We start from the raw sequence: 21119 nt of genomic DNA on the forward strand, positions 1-21119 counted from the left end.
TAATTTCAAAATCATTCTTAAGTATTAAATATAATTTGTTACAACTACTTAAGACAGCCATGATTAATTTGAATTAAAAGCACAAGGTTCCTATATATAATTGTAACTGTGTCTTTAGAAGTGGTAATCATTATTAGGATATGTAACCAGTATATGTACTGAATGTTATTGAGATAGAATGTAGAATTGTACAAAATATTTATATTTCACTTTTGGTGGCAGTTAGGATCCTCTAAAATATAATGGAAACAAATCATCACATACAGACGTGATGATGTATTTGATATTTTAGTTCAACATTTTAATTATCATTATATGGGATTTTAATTTTTAAAATTGGATTAATAAATGATTACCGCAGTAATAGTTGATGATGAACCAATAAACGTCTGCAATTTACAATACTTATTAACATGTCATTGTCCATCGGTAAATATTGAGGGTACAGCCGGCTGTGTAGATGAGGCATATTCTGTTATTAAAGCTGTAAGACCTGATGTTGTATTTCTTGATATAGAAATGCCTAAGAAAAATGGGTTTGAACTTTTAAAATATTTCAAACACTTGCAATTCGATGTTATTTTTGTGACAGCTTATGACTTCTATGGAATACAGGCGATTAAATTTTCTGCATTGGATTATTTGCTGAAACCCATTAATATAGATGAACTAAAGGCTACCGTAGAAAAAATTGAATTTTCGCTTGCAAAAAAATTAGAGAATATAAGGCTTCGTCACCTTATGGAACTATTGGAAGACAAACTGCCTCTTGAAAATAAAAAAATAGCTCTGCCAACCCAAAAGGAAACTCTACTTGTCCCCGTTCAAAATATTTTGCGATGTGAATCATCGAATAACTATACTATTTTCTATTTAATAAATGGTTTGGTACATGTGATTTCCAAACCTATTTATGAATATGAGGAGATGTTCAGATCTTTTGGGTTTATAAGATGTCATCAGTCACATCTGGTCAATAAAAGGCATGTAATAAGCATTTTAAATCAAGATTCAGGATATTTAGTTTTGGCTTTTACAGATCAAAAGATCCCAATATCACGTCAAAGAAAGATCTTGGTAAAAGAGGCATTGAAAAGTTAGGTCATATACTATTGATATTTTGTGTTTTTAATCGTTAAGTACTTTATTATTTGGTTTTTGATGTGACTTATACAAAATTGATCTTATTTTATGTTTTCAGAAATTATATTTACATTATTCCTTATGATTAGAATATATAATTATGGGGATTTATTAGTATTTGAAGCTTCCCTATATCAGGGAAGTTTTTTTTAGCAGATGCTAAAAGTCTTTTTAATCTTTTTTTTGGACACATAAGATTTTAATTGTAGGGGTTTTCTAATGGATAGTTACTCTATCAAATTACCAATTGATTCAGATTCACATTGATTCTATCTGCTTGCACATTGTTATGCTTAACTATATTCATATGTATCTATTTTTACGCAATTAAACAATTAAAATATTTAAAAAATGGAAAATGTAAAACTTACAACTATATTGAGAATGTTGATTGTAATTTTTATCAATATACATGTTCAGTGTCTAAAGAATGATAATGCAATTACTAAAATTACTAAGAAGAAGAAAAAAGAACCAAAGAAATCGGATATTTCAATAGAAACTGGATATCGAAAAATTCGTAGAACAATTTGATATACCGAATGGAAAGTATTATGAAATGTATAGCCTGTATAGATACTCTTGATAAAAATTGCCATGCATAATGTTATGGTAACCCATAATTTTTAACGGTAAAAACTAAATATATAAAAAAAGTAAATGATCGAAAAATGAAATTGAAGACTCAAATTTTACTTTTATTTATCTGTTTTTTTTTAAGTATAATCAGTTCTGCAAAAAATTCTCGGGTAAAAAATACAGATTATATTACTATCGAAGGAATTGGAGTAAGAGACGGTTTAATAAAAGATACACCTGAACATGAATTCGTAATTATAGGTGGGCTTGTCAATATAAAGACTACAGAACTTTTTAACGAATCTAATATCAGAAGCCGGGCTTATTACATCTCTGATTGTAATAAAAATAGACGACAAAATTCTGAGCCCTTCAGCAATCAGATTTTTCTTAATGTAGGAAACGAATATGTTATTGAATTGTCTGATAAAAAGACAAATAAACTTTTGCGGAGATATAGAATAAGTCGTATCAGATCTGTTCCGCAAATTAAAATGCTGGCACCACGAACAGATGATTTAAAATTTAATTTCACTTTGGGTTTCTCAGATGATGTACACTCAAATATAAGTTTATCATCTAATGTAACCAATGTAGAATTGGAGAAAGCTATGGATGATACACTGGATGTCGAGTATCGACTGACTGATCTGAGTACTAAAAAAAAGATATCTTCAGGAGTTCTTCAGCCAGGCGAAATGCTTAACGTAAATTCAGATACAGAATATGAACTAAGGTACAATTACCTTGCGCAACCTGAAACTAATGGAGTGAAATATATCAAGATAAAGCCGCATTGGTACCAATCAATTATTATTTATTCCATATTCTTTTTAAGCTTAACTACGTTCGGGTTTTATATTATTACATGGAAATTCAGAAAAAAAATAAAAAGTTCGGAAGCTCAGCAAAATAAACTAGAGGAGGAAGCTATGCGACTTCAATCCATGTTAAATCCGCATTTTACTTTTAACGCTCTTAATAGTATCCAAGGATTAATGAATACTGGACGTACTGGCGAGGCTAATACTTATCTTGAGGAATTTGGTATGCTTTTAAGAAAATCCCTATCTAAAAACAAAGATTTGTTCAACAGTCTTGATCAGGAGTTGGACATGATGCGTATCTATTTAAGAATTGAAGCCCTTCGGTTTGACTTTCAATGGGAAATCATCGTTTCAGACGTTTTACATATTGCAGAAATAGAAATTCCCACACTGCTATTGCAGCCTCTGGTTGAAAATGCAGTGAAACATGGTGTATCATCTCTCAAGGAACAAGGGCAGCTCATTATTACCTGCAGGGAAGAGAAAAACGATTTGATTATAATGATAGAAGATAATGGGGCATGGAATTCTAAAACATTTGTTACTGGCTATGGGTTGGCACTTACTCATGAAAGAATACATACCATCAATACAATGCAAAAAGATGAACAAATTTTTTTATCTATTGATATGGATAAGGATACAGGTACCCAAGTAATTTTAACTTTTAGAAACTGGCTTGATATATAATCAATGTGATACTACTGGTTAGCAAACCCATCAACATTAATAATTAGCAATCTCTATTGGTCAAATGATATCTCAATATATGAAACAGATACCTATTATTACATTATTACATATATACTTCCATCGTGGAATTCTGGAGTAAAAAGGTTCTTATAAATTCGTTTACAGACTAAATGTTATTATCAATTATTTTGAACGCAAATGTATTTTGGCAGCGCAGTAATGGCTGTTTTTTTTATTATTAATATTTTTTAGTTAAAAAACTACAATTAAATAGTGATAATATTACTAATGTTCAGTGTTTTATTTACTAATGAAGTGTTAAATTTAGAGTAGAATATCTCAAGGAATTAAGGTTGTAGGGTTTACACAAAATATTGTAAGGCGAAACATTTTCAAGAGGAAACAAATTATATGTATATAATATCAAAATTTAGACAAATAGTGAAGGTAGGTTTCATTAACGTATTCAATAGCCAATAAAATATTTAACAAATGAAAAAATGTAATTATTATCGCTGGTTTCTTTGGTGAATTTATCATGAGAAGGTAGAAATCAATAATGTATACTGACAATAAATGTCATCATGAATGGTACAATACTTCAGCAGCTAATCAATATATATGAAATTATCTCATAACTAATTTTAACTATTAAATATAATTTGTTACAACGACTTAAGACAACCATGATTTATTTGAATTAAAAGCACAAAGTTCCTATATAGAATTTAATCCCTCGTCTTAAGAAGTGGTGACTATTATAAGGGAGCACAGTCCGTAACTGCACTGATTGTTATTGAAATAGAATATAGAATTGAGCAAAATATTTATATTTCACTTTCAGTAGCAGTACGGAGCCCCCGCAAAGTAAAATAATATATTTCTCTATATAAGCTTAAATTGCATGCAGGGACTATTTCAAAAAGAGATAGTCTCTGCATTTTTATTCTGGCTATAACATTAAAAGATAATAAATAATATCCTATAAAATTTTATTAAAATTAATTTGGATAATTATTATATTTCAGTGAAATTACATTTATGTTTTTCTATGTATTCCTTATCTAAAAGACTCATTCAAGTTTGCATTCCTTATTGATTTTGATATATATTATAGTTCAATAGGTCCAGATGGAGTCGAAAAAAGATAAGATGATTATAATCATGATTTTCAAGTTTTTATTTAGATAGTTTGGCTGTTTAAAACACAACAAGATAATTATTAATAAAAACATTCAATGATTTTAAAATCTTTACAAATTTCTGAACCAGAACCGGTACAGTCTCTGATATGTTTTATGATAGAACTGGAAAATTTATTTGAGCACATAGGGGAATATCTTCTTTCATCTGGTGAAACAGTTTCCACTGCCGAGAGTGTAACCTCGGGATTTTTACAATTTTCTTTCTCTCAGATGAAAGAAGCTTCCCGATTCTTTAAAGGTGGAATCACCGCCTATGCATTGAGGGAAAAGGTTGGCCTTCTTTCTGTGAATGAAGATGAGGCCCGAAAGTATAATTGTGTATCACGCCAAATTGCCAAAACAATGGCACTAAAAGTTGCAGCTCTTTACAAAACAGACTGGTCGATTGGTATAACCGGGTATGCTTTACCGGTAAATGAATCAAAAGGAAAGCTCTATTGTTATTTTGCCATTGTCTATAAGGGAGAGGTTATCTTATCTGAAAAGCTGGATCTGCATTCAAGAACAAAACCAGGTAATGCCAAGTTATTTTATACCGAATTTGTACTGGGATGTTTTAAATTGGAACTCGATAAGTATCAGAAAAAGAATGTAAGTATGTAATGTTAGTATAGGGTTTTTTTATGTTGATTAGCAGATTTCCAATATGATATATACATAGATCCAGCTCATGATTTTGCACATTTTTTAATCTTTATATTTATTTTATCCCAATGATCTGACCTTGCAGTCATTGGGACTTTTTGATCATTTATGTTGTTAAGCTTCACCTACGGGTGAAGCTTTTCTATTTTTTCTTTGAACGGTTTGTACAGATATTATCAATTGCTAATATGTTAATAAAAAACTGACTTCAGTCATGATTTGTTGAAAAATAGCAGAATACATTTGCTTTTATATATGGTTTAAAGTGATAATAATCGAAAAATAAATATTCACTTAAAGCAAAAGCAAAAAAACACAAAGACTTTTGAAAACTTATTCAGAAACACAATATTACGATGAAAAAAACACAAAGATCTATAATCTTTCTGGTTATGATGCTTATTTATGGCAAGGATCCGGCACAAATTACCTTAGCTAAAACACAAACTACTGACGGTGAGCTTGAGGTTTCTTTGAAACCCTTTATACAGGCCAATTATGGAATTACTTTTCAAAAAATGAATGCGACAGATGGCTTTGTTCCTCAAACTATGGAAGTTCCTCAGAATGATAATTTAAAAGGATATTTTAGTATGAAACAGACCACTATTGGATTAGAAATAAAGAAAAAAAATACAACTACAGAAAATTCTTTTTCTTCCTATCTTGAAATTGATTTTTATGGTAAAAACGGAGCTACATCCCCCAGGTTCAAGCATGGGTTTTTACGCTGGAACGGATTGACAATCGGACAGACAGCAAGTAACTTTTCCGATGCTGAAATTTTCCCCAATATTTTTGACTTCAATGGCCCTAGTGGATTACTATATTCCCGTAGACTGCAGGTGAGTTATTACACTCATATCTCTAAAAAAGAAGTTCTTTCTTTATCTGTGGAGGACCCAAATACTCCGAGTATTTCGCTTCCTTCAAATTCTCCCGGGTGGAGAAAAAGGGCAATACTCCCATCATTCTCTGCTATGTATAGATATGGTGATGAAAAAAGCTATATCAAAGCAGGAGCTATCCTGCTGCCTATCAGCTATGCTATGAAAGAAAATATAGAAGATGAGTATAAGACCCGTACTATTGTAGGCTGGGGAGCTATGATGTCAGGAAAATTAAGACATGATGAAAACAATATCTTCAGTTTTGAAAGTTCTTTTGGAAATGGGATTGCCACATATAATACTGACTTGAACGGAGAGAAGTATGATGCAGTACCTGATCCTGCACATAAGAATCTTCTGGAGACCCTTCAGTTATTTAACATCGTTGGAATTTATGAGCATTGGTGGAATTCAAAATGGAGCTCTGTAGCTTTTGCCAGCTATTCAAGGGTTGGTGGTAAAGATTATATTCCGGTAGATATGACAAAAAGCCTTTGTCATATGAGCCTGAACTTGATTTTCCAGCCCTACAAAAGATTTAAGATAGGGGCTGAAGCCAATTACGGAATAAAGCAGACTTTTGACAATCAGAAAGCTCATGCCTGGAAAATTCAGACCTCTACCTCATTCCGGCTTTAACAGCAACTAAAAAAATCAATTAATCAATTTGTAGCCAGTAGTTATGAAAATTTTCTTAATAACTAATATAATTATAATACCTGCAATGATATGGATTTTACTAAATAGTAAAGTCCTTAGATCCCTTATGAAATTTCCCTGGAAAATTATAGTGAAGTTTCTGCATTTCTTTTTCTTTTCTTTCTTCATTTTCATGATTTTTTTCACAGAAAAGGATATTCTTAGTACGACAGAACTGATCTGGAGTATCATTTTGAATAGTACTTTTACTATCGGGATCTATTATCTGGTGTATTATTATCTGGTTCCTAATTTTTATCTCTCTCAAAAATACTTGGTATTTATTCTTTATTCTTTCATTTGCTTTTTATTATCCTCATTTTTTAGGATCTTGTGGGAGCAGGATTTATTTGCCCTGGATTTTAACCAAGAAGCAGTTTATATTAATTTCTTGTATGACGTGTATATCTATCATGCAGCCGTTATATTAGTTGCCTCATGTCTCGGGATTACAAAAGATAAATTTCTGATGGAAAAGAAAATTACAAATTCTGAAAAACAAAAAGAAACTGATTATTCTATAGTACCCAAATCAAAATTTAATCCTCATTTTTTATTCAGTATTCTCAACAGTATTCATACTGCAAGTTTTAGCGGTTCAACAAAAACTTCAGACTCCATTTTGCAGTTGAGCAGGCTCCTGCATTATCTCTTATACGACAGTGAAAAAGAAAAAATAACCGTAAGTCAGGAATTATCTTCCATCGAAGCTTTAGCATCGTTGTATCAGTTAAGATATAATCATTCCCTTAATCTTGCGGTTGATGTTGGGAATAAAGATGTATTTGACCGCATAGAGATTCCTTCGTCACTTTTTCTCAATCTTTTTCAAAGTGCTCTTCAATGTTCTCAGATTGGAGAAAACCCAGATAGCTTTATAAAGCTAACTTGTAAAACGGATGATATTAACTTGTTTTATGAGATAGTTAATTTTAATGGCAATAATAGTATGAACTTCAATGAGGCAGAATCCGGATTACAAAGTAATACAGCGGTTATCCATATTCTGGAAAAGTACTTTCCCGAAAAGTTTGATTTTTTTTCAGAACAAGAGGGGAATAATCACTATAAAACTATTGTAAAGATTAATTTATACAGCTGAAGGAATATGATAAAAATATAATGTAGTTGTTGGCTCCACTATTGTATGAGATGGGAATAGTATGCTGGTAGTTAAAAAATTACATATTATTAGTGAAAATACTACCTGGTATTTATTGTGGTAAGGAACAGATAGTTTTATTTTTACAATGTTGTCTTTAAAGCAATCATTTCTATAAATGTATTTTTGTTAGGCTCTAAATGATTTAAAGATATTTGCTGAATTATCATTTCATCCGGCCGAGATTAAAATCTTTGTCGGATTTTTTCTGAAGAATATTTTTAAGTACAGTTAAAGGCAAATTGTTTCAGAAGTACGTCCATAATTAAAGTATCTGTTAAGAAAAGGCTGTAATGGTTTCCTTTTTCAGATCTTCATTCTCAAGAATAAATATAAGACCGGGTTATTGATGTTGTTCAAATTCAGAGAAGCTGTTGTTATTTGCTGAAAAGATTACAGATTGTATTCATTTTGTTAAAACATTCGAACAAAAACTAATACCCGATAAATGAAAATTTCAGTAATTATATCAGTTTACAATGCAGAAAAGTTTATTGCAAATGCTGCAAAGTCTGCTCTACAGTTTGAGGAAGTATACGAAGTATTTCTCATAGAATACGGTTCTTCTGATCATTCGCTGGCAATATGTGAAAAGCTTGTGGAGGACTATGATAGGGTAAAACTTTTTCAGCATAATCAAGGCAGATATAAGGCAGATAATATACGTACCAGAAATTTAGGAATTGAAAATGCTTCCGGTGATTTTATTTCTTTTCTTGATGCCAGCAATTATTATCTTCCTAACCGTTTTGATGCTGAAAAAGAGTTATTAAAAAATCAGAAAGTAGACGGTGTCTATGGAGCTGTTGGAATCCATTATTATTCACAAAGAGCAAAAGATAAATACTATCATCTGTACAAAGATAACTTAATCCCTGGCTCTCGGGAATGCCATCCCAAAAGTTTTACTCCAGGGAGGTTTAATAAAGCTGATTTGTTCGATCAATTCAGTATAGATACCTTAACAGTAAGGAAAGACAGGTTGCTCGAAAAAATGCATCATCTTTTTAGTTCCTATTCGATGCAGGGAGATGTAGAATTTCTACTGTCTCTTTCATATTATCTGGAATTATACTATGGAATATTACATGCACCTGTAGCCATGCAGGGAGTTCATGACCGTTGTAAAGTGTTATGGATTTGTCATAAAGAAGTCGTTTCTCCAACAGACAACTCAGAACGTAATAATCGGTTTTTAAACTGGCTTATCAATCTCCAAACACTTAAAGCATTGACCAGGTAATAAGGTTTAAAAATATGTAGTGATTATATTACATTCTTATCTATGGAAAACTATATGATTACAGGGCTTTTAAAAAAAGAATTACAATAAGTTTGCACTTCATTATTCTATAGAAAATAACCTAATATAATTATATAATAAAATGTTGGATTTACGTATTATGAAGAAAAAAAAAGTATTGATCAGAACCCTTTTAATCATTGCTGTCAATTTATTTATTGGATGTAAGACTGATCCTTGGCGTACGCAGAGTGAAAGTAATTCATCTAAGAATTTGTTAATCAAAAAAATACCACAAATCTTAAAAAAGATTAAGTAGAAAAAATGTTTAAAATCTGATGAATGATTAAGAAATCGTAATCATTTAACTAAATAATAGGAAAGGAGAAAAATACTATTTTTTCTCCTTTTTATTCTTATAAAAATTGTGTTGATTATATAATATAATTAAAAATCTTAAACTGTAATCTTAAAAGCCATGATAATGTTAAACACTTGATAAGCTAAATAATTATTTTAATCAATCTAATAAGTCTTAATAGCCATATTAATAAAATCGCCTAAATAGCTATTCAAAACGTATTCATGTAATTTATCCCTATTTGGTGATGAAAATACTCCAGTGTACATATAGGATGTTCCTGCCCCTGTCGGCGTATCTAAATTTTGCCATGTACTGTAGTTTGCGGGTGTAAATACAATTGAATTTGAATAAGGATTATTGGTTCCGGTAGTACTCCCTATGCGATTATATCTTATCGTATAGTTTACAGAAGGAGGATCTAAAAGTCTAAGCTGAAGAGCGAAACCATTAGTAATAGGGCTGAACCTAACCTCATAAAAACCATCAATAATAAGAGTTTTAGTAGCATTTGGTGCTCCTAAATATCTTAGCTTTTGAACTGTTGAACCTTGTGTAGGGCTATTGGTTGAATTAATAGGTCTCCAGGATGTTCCATCAAAATAATAGAAACCAACTGAATCAATGTTAATTCCTACACCGGACTGTGTTCCTGTGGAAATATCATTCACATAGATCATAGTTGAAAGGGGGATAGATGTCATATTTTCTGCTCTTTCCCTGTCTACTCTTGGAATTAACAGTCCATCGACACCTGTACTTGCGGTATTAATGTCTATTTCTAAAGTTGTTTTAGGTGCAGTCGTATTAATTCCCACTTGTCCATTAGTAAAAGTAAAGCCTAACGAAACTAATGTAATAAATAGCGTTTTTCTCATAGTATTGTTTTTGTTATTAAATAATAAATAGTTGAATAAAGCTGCTATGCAATTTTTTTGATTAATCAATTCGTTAATTGCATTTATGTAAAATTAGATATATATATATGATGTTATATGTTGTTAGTATGTAGTACTTTAACTATTGTTGTGTAATTTTATCACTATTACATTAATGGAAATATTTGCTACTAATCCTTTAAAAATTTTAATCTCCTTACTGAAAATCCTACCATTAATAAAGCATGTTAAATAATTGAAATTAGAATATTCGAAAAATCGTCTACAATTTTGAACACGATAAGATGGATTGTATGTTTTAAAGATTGTAAACTATATTGTTTTTACAATTTCATTGTCGCTAACAAACTACATAAAAATCCAGATAATACTATATTTTACTTCCTGTATTACAGGGTATTAGTTGTTAACTTTGTATATCGAATTCATCTTTCATGATATGATAAGATATAAAACACTTTTTTCTACAGTAAAAAAGAGATTACTTTTTCTTTTCCTATTTTTTTCACTGGCAGAACTTTTCGGACAAAGAGATACGGAGCACTGGGTTGCCCCTTACTTTGATAGTATGGGAAGTTCATACATTCATGGGCTTTATTTTTCGACAGATTCTGCTACACCATTTACTGTTAAAATTTATAGTAATAATAACCAGATCGGAAGTGTTACTATCAGTAAAGGCTCACCAGCAACTTTTACTGTCGACCCCAGCTATATAAAATTGACTGCAACTTCTGAGGCTGCTTCAAAGTCTAATAAAGGAATATATACTATAGGGGATAAGCCTTATTTCTTAACAATGCGAATAGCGGCAGGAGCTCATGCCGAGATCATTACCTCTAAAGGTAGAGCAGGTATTGGAACTGAATTTTTTGCAGCAGCAGCACCGATAACTGTGAGTGCCAATAACTATAATTTTACAACTGGAATTCTTGCTACTGAAGATAATACAACCGTGAATATTTCAGGTTATAATCCAAGTATAAGTTTTTTAAACGTCGCTTCAACTCCTTCTGTACTGACGGTTACTTTAAACAAAGGTCAGTCTTATACCCTTGCTGGTATCACCAATACAATACCTAACAGGGACGGATTTATTGGAGCAAAGATTACTTCTGATAAACCAATCACTGTGACCAATGGCAATTCAAATGGTTTTTACGCTACTACAGCAAATGATGGTTCCGATCTGATTATGGACCAGTCAATCCCGGTAGGACGCCTTGGAAATGAATTTGCCATGATTAAAAGTGTTTCTACGAGTCCTTATAATATGGATGGGGGGATTGTTATCGCTACTGAAAATAATACACAGATTTTTCTCAATAATAGTATAAATCCTATCGTAACCATTAATGCGGGGCAATATTATAGAATTCTTGCTAATGCTTATGTCAACCAGGGTAACGGACATTCTAATATGTATGTCAAAACTTCAAAAAATGTTTATCTCTATCAGCTTGTAGGAGTGGGGGACGGAGGGTACACCGGTGGATATAACCTTATTCCTCCTTTAAACTGTTTCTTACCCAGAAAAATTGATGAAATCGGGAAAATCAATGAAATGCCTAATATTTCATCACTATCAGTAAGATTGAATATTCTTACGCAAGTTGGCGCTAATATAACGGTCAACGGAAATGCTCCAACAGCGGTTCAGGGGCCTTATCCTCTTCAGGGAAACAATGACTGGGTTACTTACTCTATACAGAATATTACAGGAAACACAACCATTACTTCAGACAAAGCAGTTACTGCGGGAATTAACGGTGGATATACTAATGCAGGGTACGGTGGATATTTTGCAGGTTTTTCTTCAATACCTGTCATTATGAATAAATCAGGGGAATGTGCCCCGGATATTACTCTTGAAGTTGATGACAGCTACGATACATATCAATGGTATTTGAATGGAAATAGTATTCCTGGGGCCACTTCGAATACCTATATGCCTGCCCAGGGAGGTAATTATACTGTAAAAATAACAGCCGGTTCCTGTGAGCCTAAATTTACTCCTGTTTATAAAGTTAACAGCTGTTTGAAGGAAACAACAAAAAATGATTCTATCTGTGGAGATCATCTTCAAATTGTCCCACAGTTTTCCCAATCTTCACAAACCCTTGTTCCGGGAAGTGTGGTGGTCATTACACCCCCATCTCATGGCACTGCAACTATTGATCCTTCAACTGGGAATATCAATTATATTGCAGATCCGGGATATAACGGCGCAGATACTCTTGTGTATAAATTTTGTGGAAATGATCCTGAATTCCCGGATTGTGAGCAGGTCACACTTCACCTCAATATTTCAAAGGCACCGGCTGCTCAAAACGCATCACTTAGTATATGTTCAGTTACAGATACTGCAGTATTTAATTTAAAAGATGCTGAAACCACTATTTCTTCAGAACCAGGTGTTGGCTTTTCCTATTATCAAAATCTGGCGGATGCTGATGCGGGAAATGCTAATACGTTATCAAATCCTACAGCTTATTCATCAGCAAATACTACAATTTATGTACGTGTATCTTCTGGGTTCTGCTATAGTATTGCAGAGTTACAGCTTATCGTAAACGCAAAACCTGTACCTGTTATCACTGCTTCATCTACAGTAATTTGTCATGATATCCCTGTTGTACTCACTTCCAGTTTACCTATGGGAAATGTTTGGTCTACAGGAGAGACTACGCAATCCATCACCGTAAATTCAGGAGGAGTATATACGCTTGTCAATGATAACGGATCTTGTAAGAGTGATTCTGTAGCAGTTACCATTCTTAAGGGTGAGGATCCTCATCTACTGATTACAGGAAATCTGGTATTCTGTGAAGGAGATTCCACGTTATTAACCGCTGTAGCTGACGGAACAGGAAATAGTTTTCTTTGGTCTAACGGTACTACTGGAAATACACTTACTGTGACCGCAGCTGGAACCTATACTGTAACAGTTACGACTGCTTTAGGGTGTCAGTATCAGAAGACTGTAACCGTTAAGATGGATCCCCTGATCGTTGTCAGTATTGTCCCGCCTACAAAGACTATCACTTGTATTGAACACACTATAACATTGGATGGTACAGGCTCTGTATACCAACCAGGAGCAACTTTCCTGTGGGCAGCTTCCTCCGGAGGAAATATTGTTTCCGGAGGAAATACTTTAACTCCTGTGGTTGACAAAGGTGGGGTTTATACCTTAAGCATCAGTAGTTCTACTCCGATGGGGTGTATAAAGCAGAACTCAGTTACAGTGCAGCAAGATACGACACCCCCTCCTGTAGTGCTTAGTGCAACACAGATAATAATCTGTAAAGGAGAATCTGTTATTCTGACTGCTTCTGGTGCTGTAACCTACACATGGGCGGGGTTACCTGGAAACGGAAATACCCAAACAGTTTCCCCAGCTGTGACAACGACTTATACTGTTGAAGGAACAGGTCTTAACGGATGTAGTGCCGAGGCAAGTATTATAATTACTGTGGTTCCTGCCATTGAGTCTATTCTTCATGATATCAAAGTATGTAAAGGGCAAAAAGGGCTCTTGGATGCCGGATCTGGTCCTAATTACACTTATCTATGGAACACAGGAGAAACAACCAGGACTATCGAAGTCACTCAGGACGGAATTTATACCGTCACTATCAACAATGGCGTCTGTTCAAAACAATACTCTGCTAATGTTTCTTACACTCAGGTACCGGATATTCTGGAAGTAATTTATGAAAATGATAATTTAAAAATTAGGGCAAAAAATAATGAAACCCTTCCACTGGAATACTCTATTGATGGGGGAGTGCTTTGGCAGAATTCTGAGATATTTTATAATGTTAATAAGAATACAGAATATGCAATCAGGGTAAGAAATGTGGGAACCCTTTGTGATACTTCTGTACAATATTATACTTTTTTCTTACCAAATACCTTTACTCCAAACGGAGATGGTATTAATGATGTAATCAGTTTTGCAGGAATTTCAAAACTAAGGAATTTCTCAGCAATTATCGTTGACAGATATGGTCATCAAGTGTTTAAAGCTACAGAAAGTAATCCGGTGTGGGATGGAAAATATTTGAGCAGTTCTGTTCCCACAGCTTCTTATTGGTATACTATTTCATGGGAAGATCCGGTTAGTAGGAAACCATTTATCAGATCAGGATGGATTCTTGTAAAAAATAGAAATTGATGAATTTACATTGAGGCTCAATCAATTTTTTCCTACTATTTATAGCTTGCCTATTCTCGTCTTTGTGGCTGGTCATTATAGAATACTCAATTGATTGTTATTATTCCCCCCTTGCAGTAATCAGCTTCATAACCAATTCGGGCATTTTCCATTGTTTACCTGGTAGAACGCGCGGAAGTTCAGTGCGTTGTGTTTCACAATAATTCTAGCAATGGCAATCATCAGATAATATCTGATGTTGAATTTTTAAACAATAGTTTTGAGTTTTATTTAATGTAAATGGATTATTTTATTTAGTAATCTATTTAAAGTTCATTTGTACAGTTGCTGTAAATTATAACTGCAGCCTTGTAGAATTACATTTTTACGTTAACAGTATTATAATTATATATTATCTCCATTTTGTACAACCGGCTTCCTAAAGTCGGTCTTACAATTTATTCCATAAAGAGAATTAGGTAGTTGTGATTTACTAAATCTTACTAAAGAAGAATAAAACAAATTATACTAATTGAACCAATAAAACTAACCATCAAATATTAAATATATGAGAAAAATGTATTTCTTGCCAATGATTTTTGTTGGCACTTTAGTCTGCGGACAAACCTTCATTGATACTTCCGAAGGTATCATCATTCCTCGTCTGACGGGTAATATCCTTCACAGCTCAGAAGCAAAAGGTATATATTCTAATGTCAAGGATGCTATCTTGGTTTATGTAACCGCTCCTCCTGATCCTGATAATCGTATCGGTCAGGTAGAAGGTATAGATGCTAAGGGGTTTTATTATTTTGACGCATCAAGTAACAGGTGGATCAGGATAATTTCTACAAGCATTGGTACAGCAGCCTTAACACAGTTGTTATGCTCTTCTTCTTCTAATGTAGGCGTTATGGAAGCAACACGTCCTGCTTCCGGTGTAAGTGTTATGGTACCATACAACGGAGGGAATGGAGGTGCCTATCAGGCTTCTAGTATTCCTTCTACGGGAATTACAGGTCTTAACGCAACTCTTTATCCTGGAAATCTTAGCATTGGCGGTGGTTTCTTAGTATTTAACATCACGGGAACTCCTCTCACTACGGGTACAGCTACTTTTAACATCAATCTAATGGGTAAAACCTGCAGTTTCAGTGCTCAGATACAATCGAAGACAAGATTTGATGATGTAGTAAATGTATCGATTAACGGTCAGACCCGTCAGATGATGACCCGAAATCTGGGAGCCAATCCTACGTTAGATCCTGATGTGCCTACTCAGGCTATTATGGGAGATTATTTTCAATGGGGAAAAAAAAATGCAGTGGCTACGCCTTATACTCCTGCTACTGCCATCTCCGGATGGAGCACCGAAAGAGCTGCTGATAAAGCCTGGAATAATGGGACAGAAGCTGCTCCTTTTAAGACAATAAACGATCCTTGTCCATCAGGCTTCCGAATTCCTACCCGAAATGAGTGGGCTGCATTCACTCAAGCCAGTACTGTTACTAATATTGGGATCTGGGCTACTACAAAATCAGATGGAGCTTCTAATTTTAGTGCGGCGAAAAGATTTATCAATAATAAAAATATCATAACTCTTCCTGCTGCAGGACGCCATAGCTCAGGTACTGGTGCTCTTGATAGTCGTGGTTATGGTGCTTCTTATTGGAGCAGTACTGAGTTTAGTGGTACAAATTCTTATAATTTGACTTTTACTGAAGGAGGTGCAATTTATCCTGCATATGATTTCAATAGAGCTGTTGGAATGTCAGTGCGCTGTATTTCAGAGTAAAAGAATCTCCTGTTTATTACTTTTTATAGAGAGAGTGATCAATTAATATAATTTGTTAAATTATTATCAGAGTTTAGATCAATGCGGCAAAGAATATTTGTCGCATTTTATTATTCAAAAGTAATTATCAACATTCTGCTAAATTCTGGTTCTTACTTTAGTAAATGTATACAATATATTCCCAAAGATATAGTTAATGTAGTGATTATTTTACACTCTAATCTATATAAAACTATATAAGTTTCGTTTATGATTTAGCGTATATGCTTTAAGTTTGCAATAGATACTGTTGAATATATATTTAAAATTTTAATAGTTATCGAAAATTTTTCAGAAAATTGTATGACAAGCATTAAGCTTAATATTCAAATAGTATATTACTTCACCTGAACTAAATACTCTGGTTTTTTCTTGCAGTTTTATATCATAATCTAATTTTTCTGCAAGATATATGAATACAGTGTATTGTACATTTGAATATACAACTTTTTATTGTCATTTATTTGTGTGTGTAACCGGAGATCAACTCCGGTTTTTATTTATCCATAAATGGAGTATCAAATATAAACAAATAAATGATGTCCGCTGCCAAAAAACGCTATTCAAAAAATATAATTGTATTTCAGTATTTTTTCCGATTGATAAATCCTGTAGTTTTGACTTTGGAAAAATGAAACAGCTGTAGAATATTTATCCAAAAAAAGCTCTCTGAATAATCAGAGAGCTTTTTAAATAATAATAAAGTCTATATTTTTTTAATTGAGTGTTTCTTTGTGAAATATACAATGAACAATACTGCAATGACACCTAAAGCATACACATACATATCAATCGGTGAGGCAGGAGCTCCTGGGCCAACCGGTCCTACGTCTCCTGGAGTAGGAGGTCCTCCCGGGCCAACTGGCCCTACATCTGCACTAACTAATGCAGCTATAAAAAGAGAAAAAGTTAAAAGTAATTTATTAATAGCTTTCATATATTTTATTTTAAGATTTTTGTGTTAACAACCTCTCCATTGTCTGAAACAACTTTTACAACATATGTACTTTTAACTTGTTTATCCAGTTCAATTACAAAATCTGTAGATGTGTTAACAGCCTTTTTAGAAATTATTAGTTTTCCACTCATATCATAAACTTCGATATCTGCTTTTTTCCATTTTGGATCAAATCTCACAATATAATTTGTAATCTGAGGATTATATACGACCATTGTTCTTGAAGGACGCTTCGTATCATCAGTAGCCAATACCAAATTACTAGGCTCACCGTAATATAAATCAAACTCGGCATCATTAACAGGAATAATGTCTCCCTGTTTAGCCTGTTGGGCTGTGCCGCTTGGTGATTTATAATAGAATCCAATACCGGTTGAAAGAGCATGGGTACCAGTGCTTACCAGTTGTGCATTTTCTCTGATTTCGAATTTGTAAGATTTAATTTTATTTAAGTCATAATTCACTAACTTAATATTCTTTCCCTTGAAATTAAATTCGTTAGCTTCATTAATATATAGCCAGTACTGATTCATATAATTGGTATCATAGCCACCATTCAGGGCTTCTTCAAAAGTACCAATAGCGTTGGCAGAACTGTTGGTAATCTGAGTTCTGGCATTAGGAGAATGTCCTGTTACCCCTTCCGGATAAACTACATAATATGTTCTGGATATTTCATTACCATTCACATCAAGTCCGATAACGCCAAGCTGTTTTACGGTTCCTGTACCATTTTTATTTGCTGCTACACTATAGTCTGTATTTCCTGATCTACTGTAATAATTAAATCTTCTCAGATTGGCAAAATTAAGCTGATCAGCAGCAGTATTATCATTGAGTTTAATTGCAAATGTTTCTAATGGTCTGACCATTAGGTAATCAATATCTCCAGTAGGTACTCCTGAATTATAAGTTACAAATTTAAATGCACCTGTACTTTGTGTACCTCCAGCGGTAGTAACTACTGTTGCAGGCTGTAACCTGATTCCATAAATGTTACTAAGATAAACTCCATCTCCGTTGGCTGCAGGTTCATTTTGTGCAATGTTGAATAGGTCTAGATTAGTTAAAAACGGATTAGCCAATGAATAGATGTTTTTACCGAAATTACCCTGCCATGCGGTACCCCCTGAAGCAATTTCAAAACCATCCTGTACATAGGTGTTATAAGGTTCATTATACATATTCACGGCTGAACCATTGGTACCGAAATTAACGTTGGCAGCTGCGTTTTGTAATGTGACCGCAGATCCAATATCAGTCAACGGTCGGCCTGAAAGAATTCTTGTGTTGGTACCAAGGTCTAAGCCACTTCCACCAAGCATGTAGTATGTACTGCCAGGATTGGTGACTCCTAGTTTAGAGCTTATGCTAAAATTAGTTGAAACCGTATTAACATTATTAGACCAAAGAATCTCATTCTGTGAATACCTTGTATTATTAAAAGTCTTACCTAGCTCCGTGCTTAATGTAGAAGCTGTTTTGTCATAAAAAGGCATTCCGATTTGCTGGTAACTACCATGTTTAATTGATCTGTATTCCTGATCTACAATACCTGTAATATTGGATTGAGGGATTCCGGAAATGTAAAGCTGTCCATAGGTATAAACCGGTGTCGCAGCAGGATTGTTTTCATTAGCTGAAGCATATGCCGTAGGTTCATTAAGTTTATTAACAAAATTACCTGTTACAGTGCCTTCAGCTTTGTCCGTTCCTGCAGTAGTGATTGTTTTAAAAGAATCGGAAGCAGTACCTGAAACGATAACGTTTCCGTGGTTTTCAATAGTACCATTTCCTCTTGTTTGCAAACCTCCACCGTTATAAAGCAGTGTGCCTTTGCTTACGAAAGTGATAGCAGTGTCATCTACATGTAGTAGAATGTTCTGCGCCTGAACAGAACCTATTGCTGCTAATAAACCAATAGCTGATAAACTTTTTTTCATTAGTATGATTGTTTGTGTTAAACAAATTTTTTGAAATAATCAAAATATATATTCATATATATAACAGGTATTTACCTTGAAAGAAATATGATCTATAAATTGTAATACAAATTTAGAAAGTATGTGTATAGGTTGGATTTCAAACTGTATAGTTATTTCGCTAATTTATTGTAGTTTTTTAACTATATATAGGTTATTTACTGTAGTTTTAATAATTATATATGCTTTTTGATGTGTGATTAATGTATGCTTTTATAAAGGGGTGACCTGTATAATAGCTAATAGTAGTAAGGGAAATTTTCGTCTTATTAATTGTTTGCTTAAACAATCTTATAGAAGAGTACAATTAAGTACAGCATTATACGAATTATGATCTTATATTTTTAATAATGCTTGATCAATATTGTATAGCGCTGTTAGGGAATGGTTTTAACTATATGGATTATTGATCAAAACTTAACAGATTATTAAAGATTCGATTAAAAACTATACTCTTATTAGTGATAATATGACTGATATTCCAAGTCAATCTGAAAAATATCTTTTTAGATTTGTAATCTCAAAAAAATTATTTGACATTTCATTCCATGGTGTGGAATATTTGTAAATCTGAGTTATTTGTTTTACATGATCCGGTATGGTTGTAATAGCTATACCGGATTTTTATAAAAAAGATTTGGAGGATTACATTTATAGCGCGGAAATCAATCTTTATTTTGGTGCTATTAAATTTTTCTATGTCAATATTCTTCTGTATTGTAGTTTAAAAACTATACATGATTAAATTGAAAATGACAGATAATCAGTTAGGTAGTGCCTGTTAATCAGTTAAATTTGTTGTACAAAATTGTCATACACTAAAGAGATTGCCATCATCATCAGCAATAGTAGTATAATTTATAGTACAGACTAATCTTTCAGGGTTTTAATTTATATGACTCAATAAATAATAGTATGATGTAGGCAGAATTTATTCATCATCTACAATAATTTAAATATTATAACAAATGAAAAAACTTTATCTATTACCAATAACTTTCTTTGGTATTTTGTCTTATGGACAAACAGGAGGTCATCATAATACCTCAAAACCGACTTTAAATAGAGTTGGAGCTGTCGTAAAAGAAAGAAGTTCCGAACTATCTAAGAGCACAAGTATGTCAGGTAATCCCCTGAAAACTTCTGGGCCACCACAAACTGTAAGTGTTATTATCAATGGTATTGTCCGCCAGATGATGGTATACAACCTTGGAGCTAATACTGAAATGAATCCTAATTCCCCTCAACAGGGTATCATGGGAAATTACTATCAATGGGGTAGACCTGATGCGGTGGCTACAGCCTATACAGATGCTGGCAGTATATCAGGATGGAATGCAACTAATGCGCCTGATAAATCATGGAACACCGGTACTGAAGCTTCACCCGTAAAATCACTAAACGACCCATGCCCTGATGGTTTTAGAATACCAACTCATAGTGAATGGGAATCATTTGACAAGCTCAGTACCTCTAAATATAACATTGGAACATGGGCACCTAATGGTTACGATGGAGCAACGAATTTTACTGCTGCCAAAATATATATAAGTGACGGAAATACCATAACTCTGCCTGCTGCAGGAACCCGTCTATATGATAATAATGGAGCTTTATTGTGGCGTGCTGCAAAAGGATTTTATTGGAGCAGTACTGAAGCACCGTTCAAAAATAGTATTCAGGCAATGGCGTTATCATTTGACCAGGATAAAATTTATACGGCAGCTTCTCCTGTACGTACATCTGGTAATTCTATTCGATGTATTTCACAATAGTATGTTACTCATTGCATTGATTTACTAATAAATAAATTTGTCAATTATTGTAGTGTAGGAGGTAT

General features: G+C 33.3%; 12 protein-coding genes. 9 read left to right on the plus strand and 3 right to left on the minus strand.

What is annotated here, in order from left to right; genetic code table 11:
• Positions 1 to 348 precede the first annotated feature (348 nt).
• The 6 genes from LC457_RS23065 (at position 349) to LC457_RS23090 (ending at position 9086) form a co-directional block, all read left to right on the plus strand.
• Positions 349 to 1101, plus strand: a complete 753-nt coding sequence (locus LC457_RS23065; RefSeq protein ID WP_223601900.1) for a LytTR family DNA-binding domain-containing protein — start codon at positions 349 to 351, stop codon at positions 1099 to 1101.
• Positions 1102 to 1814: 713 nt separating this feature from the next.
• Complete coding sequence (locus LC457_RS23070) at positions 1815 to 3239, plus strand: sensor histidine kinase (protein WP_223601901.1); 1425 nt, start codon at positions 1815 to 1817, stop codon at positions 3237 to 3239.
• Positions 3240 to 4480: 1241 nt separating this feature from the next.
• Positions 4481 to 5050: a CinA family protein gene (locus tag LC457_RS23075; RefSeq protein ID WP_223601902.1), complete on the plus strand. Its 570-nt coding sequence runs from the start codon at positions 4481 to 4483 to the stop codon at positions 5048 to 5050.
• A 398-nt stretch (positions 5051 to 5448) separates the two neighbouring features.
• A complete protein-coding gene (locus tag LC457_RS23080; RefSeq protein ID WP_223601903.1) occupies positions 5449 to 6621 on the plus strand; it encodes a DcaP family trimeric outer membrane transporter in 1173 nt (390 codons plus the stop codon).
• 529 nt (positions 6622 to 7150) lie between these two features.
• The gene (locus tag LC457_RS23085) at positions 7151 to 7783 is read left to right on the plus strand and encodes a histidine kinase (RefSeq protein ID WP_223601904.1); all 633 of its coding nucleotides are present in this window, start codon (positions 7151 to 7153) and stop codon (positions 7781 to 7783) included.
• 508 nt (positions 7784 to 8291) lie between these two features.
• Positions 8292 to 9086, plus strand: coding sequence for a glycosyltransferase family 2 protein (locus tag LC457_RS23090; RefSeq protein WP_209785022.1), 795 nt, complete (start codon positions 8292 to 8294; stop codon positions 9084 to 9086).
• A 525-nt stretch (positions 9087 to 9611) separates the two neighbouring features.
• On the opposite strand, the gene LC457_RS23095 is transcribed toward LC457_RS23090, so the two are convergent.
• Positions 9612 to 10325 carry a hypothetical protein gene (locus LC457_RS23095; RefSeq protein ID WP_209785021.1) on the minus strand — a complete coding sequence of 238 codons (714 nt, stop codon included), beginning with the start codon at positions 10323 to 10325 and terminating at the stop codon, positions 9612 to 9614.
• Between the two features lie 460 nt (positions 10326 to 10785).
• Here LC457_RS23095 and LC457_RS23100 point away from each other — a divergent pair, with 460 nt between their 5' ends.
• Together LC457_RS23100 and LC457_RS23105 are read left to right on the plus strand one after the other, a co-directional pair.
• Entirely contained in the window at positions 10786 to 14526 is a 3741-nt protein-coding gene (locus LC457_RS23100; RefSeq protein ID WP_209785020.1) for a T9SS type B sorting domain-containing protein, read from the plus strand.
• Positions 14527 to 15073: 547 nt separating this feature from the next.
• A complete protein-coding gene (locus tag LC457_RS23105) occupies positions 15074 to 16300 on the plus strand; it encodes an FISUMP domain-containing protein (RefSeq protein ID WP_209785019.1) in 1227 nt (408 codons plus the stop codon).
• Positions 16301 to 17045: 745 nt separating this feature from the next.
• Here LC457_RS23105 and LC457_RS23110 read toward each other — a convergent pair.
• Complete coding sequence (locus LC457_RS23110; RefSeq protein WP_209785018.1) at positions 17046 to 17276, minus strand: signal peptidase; 231 nt, start codon at positions 17274 to 17276, stop codon at positions 17046 to 17048.
• 5 nt (positions 17277 to 17281) lie between these two features.
• Positions 17282 to 19240 (minus strand): T9SS type A sorting domain-containing protein, encoded by a 1959-nt coding sequence (locus tag LC457_RS23115; protein WP_209785017.1) that lies wholly within the window; start codon positions 19238 to 19240, stop codon positions 17282 to 17284.
• Positions 19241 to 20397: 1157 nt separating this feature from the next.
• Between LC457_RS23115 and LC457_RS23120 the strand changes: the two genes are divergently transcribed.
• Positions 20398 to 21054 (plus strand): FISUMP domain-containing protein, encoded by a 657-nt coding sequence (locus tag LC457_RS23120; protein WP_209785016.1) that lies wholly within the window; start codon positions 20398 to 20400, stop codon positions 21052 to 21054.
• Positions 21055 to 21119: the final 65 nt, after the last annotated feature.

Origin of the sequence: Chryseobacterium sp. GVT01B, from assembly GCF_019970045.1 — a bacterium.
In the GTDB taxonomy this organism is placed as follows: Bacteria; Bacteroidota; Bacteroidia; order Flavobacteriales; family Weeksellaceae; genus Chryseobacterium.